The organism is Bacillus sp. JJ1764, assembly GCF_036962145.1.
GTDB lineage: Bacteria > Bacillota > Bacilli > Bacillales > Cytobacillaceae > Neobacillus.
The window spans coordinates 3,077-10,712 of the sequence record NZ_JBALNY010000043.1; the positions used below are offsets into that span (position 1 = coordinate 3,077).

Below are 7,636 nucleotides of genomic sequence, written 5' to 3' on the forward strand. Positions count from 1 at the left end.
ATTCGCCTTGGTAAACTTGCCGATCTCCACATCAAACCGATTAAACGCCTTGACTACGCGAACCCCTGATAAATATTCCCGCATGACACTATTAACCTTATCTAACGCATTTTGCACTTTGGCAAATAACGGGAATCCCAATCGTAAGTTCGTCATAATTAAAACAGCAACAAAGGGGACGATAACCGCAAGGACAACAGCGAGGTGAAGGTTTAACCGCGTTGCCATGATGAGCCCGCCAATAGCGAGCAGCGGGGCCTTCACAAAGATCCGCATGAGACCATTTACAAACACCTGAACTTGGGTCACATCATTCGTCAGCCTTGTAATTAAGGACGCACGGTCAAATTGGTCTAGATTTTTAAAGGAAAGACGCTGAATTTTATGAAATAAATCAGACCGTAGCTCCGCGCCAAAATTTTGAGAAACAATACTTGCCAGAATACTTCTGGTAGAGGCGCTGACAGCTCCTGCAGCTGTAATTAACAGCATCAGTCCACCCATCTTTAACACATAATGAATATCTTTGTCTGCGACACCAACGTCAATAATTTTTGCCATAATGGTTGGCTGCAGCAAATCACAAATAGCCTCAAAGGTGAGAAATAAAACAGCTAAACTGAAGGACTTCCAGTACTTTTTACTATATTTTGATAAAAACTTCATGTCCCCACCTCGGAATAATGCTCTAATAAAGCTATTATAATGACGTTTCCTTCGAGACACCAAATAATTAGTCCGAACATAAAAAAACGGCCCAATAATTGGACCGTAACACTTTACTTTACTGGACTGAATTCATGTACCCAGACTTTCATTTGTGGAAGCCAAGGCATCCCAGGGTGGATAGATAGAATGGATTGCTTATAATCCTCCAATGACCCGAAACCCTCACGGCGGGCATCGTCATCTGTCAGCTCCCCAAGGCTCTGCTCATACACTCTGTCTACTACAAATTGCTGACTATCTAACGACATTATTTCACCAGGATCAGCGTATCTGCCGTTTCTTCTAGTCGCTGTTTTTTCACCAGAAAGCACTTTCTTCACATCTGCTTCAAGCGTAACCAAACGTTCAATCGTACATGTTTTTGGCGGTAAATTAGTTTCACTCATATTAATTCCTCCTTTTTCCAATTCAACAATTTATTTTATCACTATTTCCATTGTAAAAAAAGTGAAAAGGGCACCTCCTATCGAGGTACCCATACATTTTTACACATTCAAATCTCTTTTTTCATAAAAAACAAACGTTATAGCAGAAAGCGCGGCAATTAAGATCACGGAGATAATGACAAAGCTGATTTCCAGCCCGCCGCCGAACATAATATTTTTTGCTTCAAAATATTTAAATGGTGTCAGATATTTCAGGCCTTCTATATCGTCATTTAAATCAATAGCCATTGATAATAAATAGGTCAACATCAGGACACCCGCAGATATTGATGCTGCTGTTTTTGGCCGTTTTTTAATTGAAGCGATCGCACTGCCGGTGACCATAAACAAAACTTGCAAAATAAACATCGCTAACATGGTAATGGCGATATCCCCGTTCACATCTTCACCGTTACTATATTTTCCCATAATGGAGACTAACGAGCCATAGGTGACAAGATTGAAGATCACGATATTGACGAAGGCAGCCGATAATTTTGCCGTAATGATTGTTCGTCGTGAAACAGGCTTAACAAATAAAAACTCCGACGTTTTATCCCGTTCCTCTTTGGCAATAATCGTGGCGCCCAGCATCACGGCATGAATCGTCGCCATTAATAACAAATACAAAAACAACATCGCATAGTAGCCACTGATCTTGGATAAGTCCATAGCTCCGAATCCCAGGATCGCTCTTAGCGATTTAGGCATACTTCCAATCATATCGTTGATGGATTGCCCGGATGACTTGAAGGCGGAATATTTTTGCATGCCAGATACCACCATCAGGAAAACTCCGATACACCAGAATATTAATGATTTTCTATGAGACTTTAACTCTTTTAAAAAGATATTCATAACCAACCCTCCAGTCCCGGCCATTCGGATTAAACAGCATGGATGTCCTTTTTGAGATACACGAAATAGCTTGCAGCAATCGCCAGCAACATAATGATGGCACCCGCGATTAAAAAGGAAGCCTCATAGGCAGAGTGCTTAATAATATAGGCGGTGTCAAAATATTTAAACGGCGAAAGATAACGTTTAGCTGTTTCACCGGTTGTATCACTAAACATCCCTAAAAAGTAGAAGGCAAAGACAGTTGGCAGCGAGACACTCAGTACAGATTTCACCTTTGGAATTAGCACTGATAAAATAACCCCCAGGGCCATGAAGATCAGTTGAATAAATAACATCGTCAGTGACAAGAGGATAAATATTTTAAAACTGAAATCATCCGTTCTCACCTGATAAGCAATCACACTAGCGGCAGCCAAATAAATGATATTGGTGATGATCAACGATGCAAAGACCGCGAGCAGTTTGGCTGTCATGACCGCAGTACGTGTTACCGGTTTCGTTAATAGAAAGTCAGCTGTTTTCTCCCGGACCTCCTTACTAACAATGGACGTCCCGTAATTCATAGCTTGGATGGCACCACACAGCGTAACAAATGACAACGGAAAGCAATAGAATCCGAGAATCGTAAAGAAAGAGCCAAGATGAATTCCCAACGCCTTTCTTATTGGTTCCGGATAGCCCTGCAAGACCTTCATAAAATCGTCAGCATCCTTTGCAAAAGAAGGGTAAAGCGACATATACAGGATGACAATCAGCGTTAACGAAATAGACCATATAATTGTGGACTTGCGATAGGCCCTTAATTCATGAATAAACATATTCATCGCTTCCTAGGCCTCCTTTTCATAGTAATGCATAAAGATCTCCTCAAGATCAGGCTCTTCAATCCAAAGATTGACGACATCAATTTCAGCTATTTTTCTCAAAACATCATTAATATTTCCTTTAAAAATAAAGCTGGTTATGTTCCCCTTCACCTGTAAATTGTTCACACCAGAAATGTTGAAATAATCCTCGCCGAGTGGCGCCTGTGTCTCCACCTTGAACTTTTTATAGTTATTTTCCTGTAACGTGCTAATTTTCTCAACAGTGACAATTTCACCTTCTTTAATGATGGCAACTCGGTTACATAGGCGTTGAACCTCGCTTAAAATATGAGAAGAAAATAGAATCGTTGCGCCTTTTTTGTTTTCAGCCTCCAACAGTTCAAAGAACTTTTGCTGCATCAATGGATCCAATCCGCTTGTTGGTTCATCCAGAATAATTAGCTTCGGTTCATGCAGCAGACCCTGAACAATCCCGACCTTTTTTTTGTTTCCCAGTGACAGATCGTCGATTTTTTTATGGAGATCCAGGTCCATGATTTCGGCCAATTCTTTGATTTTTTTACTGCAATCTTTTTTATAAAAACTAGCTGAATATTTTAATAGGTCCTTAACCTTCATATTGTCGTAATAAAATACCTCTGACGGCAGATAACCGATTTCCTTTTTGATTTCCGGGGCAAATTGAATGCAATCCTTGCCAAAGATGGTCGCGCTACCGCTCGTTGGATAGATCAATGACAACAGCGTCCGGATAGTGGTGGATTTACCGGCACCATTTGGCCCGATAAACCCAAAAATCTCGCCTTCCTCGACATTAAAGCTGATATTATTAATCCCTCGTGATTTTCCGTATGTCTTTGTCAGGTTTTTGATTTCAATGACATTCATCATGACAGCCCCCTATTTATAAAAGCATTTCGCTAAGATTTCAAGATACTCGTCGGCAATTACTTTAACTTCTGCATAATTAATTTCATGTGAAGGAGAATGCCTTACCTTCATCCTTTCCTCTTCACTCACTTTTTCAAGCGTCCAAGTAATGATTTTCAAGATTTTCGTTACATCCACATCATCCCTGAACTTCGACGTATCAATTCCTTCAAAAATCTTCCCGAAATTCACTTCACTAAGCTGCTTAATCTTAAGCTCCATTTCTTGCTTAACCTCATTTGAATCCTCAAAACACGCTGATTCCATAAATTTAAACAGAGCCGGGTAGTCCTTCTGCAGCTGCATTTTCAAAATGACCGCCTTTTGAACCCTCGCAAAAAAATCCTTTTCATCTAAATCAACATGTTGGTAATAAGCATCAGCAATCATTTCATAGCAATAGTCAAACAGGAAAAAGTATAACTGTTTTTTGTTTTGAAAATAATGAAACAGCAAGCCTTTTGATATCTCAGCTCCTTTTACAATCTCGTTTGTGGAGGCCTTATCAAATCCTTTTTGGGCAAATTCATTAATGGCTGCATTAATGATTCTGTCTTGCTTTTCTTTTTCGAGATTTAAAAACTTTGAGTACATGCCGGCAGTCCCACTTCCTTTATCTTTCCATTGACCACACCGGTCAATTCCATTGTATTCCCCATTGACCAGTGCGGTCAATCTATTTTTTGTGACTTTTTTTAAAAATATTCTTATTGCGTGTAACCGCTTCATGGTAGTGATAAGATAAGGAATGTACATAAAATTTAGGGGAGTGTGGAAATAGTGAAAAATGAATTAATTCAACGATTTACTTCCTATGTGAAAGTGGATACCCAATCCGATGAAAACAGTGAAACTTGCCCATCAACACCGGGGCAGTTGACCTTGCTGCGAATGCTTGTCGATGAACTCAAAAATATTGGCATGCAAGAGGTCACAATGGATGAGAACGGTTATGTAATGGCGACACTGCCAGCAAATACGGATAAGGACGTGCCGACAATCGGATTCTTAGCTCATGTCGATACTGCCACAGACTTCACTGGGAAAAATGTGAACCCGCAGCTCCTTGAAAACTATGGCGGCGGCGATATTGTATTAAATGAAGCCTTAAATGTCATCCTGTCACCAAAGGACTTCCCAAATCTCGCCAATTATAAAGGCCATACGTTAATTACCACCGATGGGACTACTTTACTTGGCGCCGACAATAAAGCGGGTGTTACTGAAATCATGACAGCCATGGCGTATTTGATTCAGCATCCTGAAATCAAACACGGCAAGGTCCGCGTTGCGTTCACACCTGATGAGGAAATCGGAAGAGGGCCGCATAAGTTTGACGTTGCAGCCTTTAATGCGAAGTTTGCTTATACCGTTGATGGCGGGCCGCTCGGGGAATTGGAATTCGAAAGCTTTAATGCTGCCAGTGCAAAAATTACCATTAACGGCACGAACATCCACCCGGGTTCTGCAAAAGACAAAATGGTCAACTCCATGAAAATTGGCATGGAATTGCATAGCCAGCTGCCGCCGCAGGAAGTACCAGAGCATACCGAAGGATACGAAGGATTCTACCATTTACTTTCTTTTAATGGGGATGTAGAACAAACAAAGCTTTCCTACATTATTCGCGACCATGATAAGGACATTTTCAATAAACGAAAAGCTACAATGGAGACCATCGTCAACCAGCTAAAAGAAAAATATGGGAACGACACCATTCAACTTGAACTGAAGGATCAATATTACAACATGGGTGAAAAGATTAAACCTGTAAAGGAAATTGTGGAAATTGCCCAGCAGGCCATGGAAAGTCTGGACATTAAGCCAATCATCCAGCCTATCCGCGGCGGTACCGACGGCTCTCAGCTATCCTATATGGGACTTCCTACTCCTAATATCTTTACTGGCGGTGAAAACTTCCACGGGAAATATGAGTTTATTTCCGTTGATAATATGATCAAAGCTACTGAGAACGTGATTGAAATTATTAAACTGTTTGAGCAAAAGGCATAATACAAAAAAGCTAACCGTTTGTGAGGGCTATAAACTTTAGAATATTGTTTCAATATTTTATTTAACGTATGCATCAAAAATACCTCTAGTCCTTTTATTCAGTAATACGAAGAACAAGAACGGACGTTTCGTTTTTTGAAATTTATATAAAAAGGACTCGACTTTTGTTCATTTTCTGAATTTCACACCTACAAGTCTTTATATTCTAATTGTAAATAGAAAAAAAGGATATCCATATGGATATCCTTTTTTTCCGTCGCAACCGGTAGAGAGTTCTAAGCCTTCGTTTTGATTATAGCATCGAGGTTCACCAGTAGTCCTAATATTTCTAAAGAAATAGGGTTTTCGTATACTTCCTCTACAATCTTCTGATTAATTCAAGAACATTTTAGGAAACAGGTAGCAATGAATTAACTGAAGAGTGCCACGGATGATAGTACATTGTATTTTATGTTATTGCCCTAAAGGCTAAAAGGATGCCATTAAGGCAGCCGAAACTGTTTAAGTAAAAGAATTCGAATGTACCAAATGAAGAACCTAGCTTTATATTAATTATATAAAAATAACAAAAATGTAAAAAAATACTAAACTTTTAATAATTTGTATGATATAGTTACTAATGTCATAAACTTCCAGGAGGGATTTCAATTGTTTTTTAGAAAGAAAAAAATCTGTATTGTATCAACATTTTTAATTTCAATTCTTTTTATTTCTACTTTGACTGGAAATAGTAAAGTTTCTGCTGCAGAAAGCGATTTGATAAAAAATACAAGCACTTCTAACGCTGATTTATCAACTATTTATTCGGACATGTCTGACATACCAGTAGAAGATTCAAATATTAAAGAAGAATTGTCAGATGAACAAAAAGCAATGATAGAAAATCTTATTTCATCTCAAGTTAAAGAATTTGAAAAAGAACAGGCAGCAATTGAACAAGAAATTGAACAAGAACGTTTGAGTGTAAATACTTCACCTATAGCTACTGATTACCTTAAATCAACTAAATTAACAGATTCAACGGTTGTAAAGCTATATCAAACAAATTTGAAACAAGCACAAAAAATAAAAAATTCATATAATAAAATAAAAACATCCAATGGCACTGTGGCTGCCAATACTTACAGACTTTCAATCTTTTACTCATTGGTAAAATCAAATGGTCCCTGGGATTTAAAAAGAAAATTAGGAAAAAATACTAAGTATATTTTCAAAGATTCATCTAAAACAGGAGAATATATTGGAAATCACCATTATGGTTATATGGGTAGAGCAATTGGATTTAGCACAACAGTTTTAAAAAGCGCAGCTGGAATGTATCAAGTGTATAGTAATACATCTAATTGGGGATTTATCTCTTCATATTTTGACGATCCTTCTGATCAAGCAGCTATTACAGATGGATATAAAGATTATGATAATGGATATAGATTTGGATTAATAATAGCGTAATATTTTCAATTAATATAGAATAGAGTTAAAACATAGGAGAATGACATTGAAAAAAATAAGTTTATTTGTAATACTACCTATTTTTATAGTGATTACCATTCTGATTTTTATCTTAAATTCTTTATTTTTTAATATCAGTCTTGATAAACTTAATGGAACTGGAGAAAAGAAAGAAGAATATATATCTCCTAATGGAAAATATAAAGCTGAACTCTTTATTATTAATAAAGGTGGAGCAACAGTTGATTTTCAAGAAAGAGTATCTATTACATCTTTAAAAGATAATAAGAAAGAATTCAAGGATAAAACAATATATTGGTTGTATCCATATAAAGAAGATACATCGGCTAAGTGGAAAGATAATAATACAATTATTATTAATGACAAAATAATAAATAT

Annotated in this window: 9 protein-coding genes; 3 read left to right on the top strand and 6 right to left on the bottom strand. The window is 37.6% G+C overall.

Annotated elements, in window-relative coordinates; translation table 11 throughout:
- The 6 genes from V7083_RS06915 to V7083_RS06940 form a co-directional block, all read right to left on the bottom strand.
- The coding region (locus V7083_RS06915) for an ABC transporter permease (RefSeq protein ID WP_335476647.1) at positions 1-666 on the bottom strand (666 nt) is incomplete at its 3' end.
- Positions 667-779: 113 nt separating this feature from the next.
- A complete protein-coding gene (locus V7083_RS06920; protein WP_335476648.1) occupies positions 780-1,115 on the bottom strand; it encodes an ASCH domain-containing protein in 336 nt (111 codons plus the stop codon).
- Between the two features lie 99 nt (positions 1,116-1,214).
- Positions 1,215-2,012 (bottom strand): ABC transporter permease subunit, encoded by a 798-nt coding sequence (locus V7083_RS06925; RefSeq protein WP_335476649.1) that lies wholly within the window; start codon positions 2,010-2,012, stop codon positions 1,215-1,217.
- Between the two features lie 29 nt (positions 2,013-2,041).
- Positions 2,042-2,839, bottom strand: a complete 798-nt coding sequence (locus V7083_RS06930; protein ID WP_335476650.1) for an ABC transporter permease subunit — start codon at positions 2,837-2,839, stop codon at positions 2,042-2,044.
- Positions 2,840-2,845: 6 nt separating this feature from the next.
- The gene (locus V7083_RS06935) at positions 2,846-3,730 is read right to left on the bottom strand and encodes an ABC transporter ATP-binding protein (RefSeq protein ID WP_335476651.1); all 885 of its coding nucleotides are present in this window, start codon (positions 3,728-3,730) and stop codon (positions 2,846-2,848) included.
- A 12-nt stretch (positions 3,731-3,742) separates the two neighbouring features.
- Positions 3,743-4,366: a TetR/AcrR family transcriptional regulator gene (locus V7083_RS06940; protein WP_335476652.1), complete on the bottom strand. Its 624-nt coding sequence runs from the start codon at positions 4,364-4,366 to the stop codon at positions 3,743-3,745.
- Positions 4,367-4,552: 186 nt separating this feature from the next.
- Between V7083_RS06940 and pepT the strand changes: the two genes are divergently transcribed.
- From pepT to V7083_RS06955, 3 genes are all read left to right on the top strand, one after another.
- Positions 4,553-5,785, top strand: coding sequence for a peptidase T (gene pepT / locus V7083_RS06945; RefSeq protein ID WP_335476653.1), 1,233 nt, complete (start codon positions 4,553-4,555; stop codon positions 5,783-5,785).
- Positions 5,786-6,433: 648 nt separating this feature from the next.
- A complete protein-coding gene (locus V7083_RS06950; RefSeq protein ID WP_335476654.1) occupies positions 6,434-7,237 on the top strand; it encodes a polymorphic toxin type 44 domain-containing protein in 804 nt (267 codons plus the stop codon).
- Between the two features lie 46 nt (positions 7,238-7,283).
- The coding region (locus V7083_RS06955; RefSeq protein WP_335476655.1) for a DUF5412 family protein at positions 7,284-7,636 on the top strand (353 nt) is incomplete at its 3' end.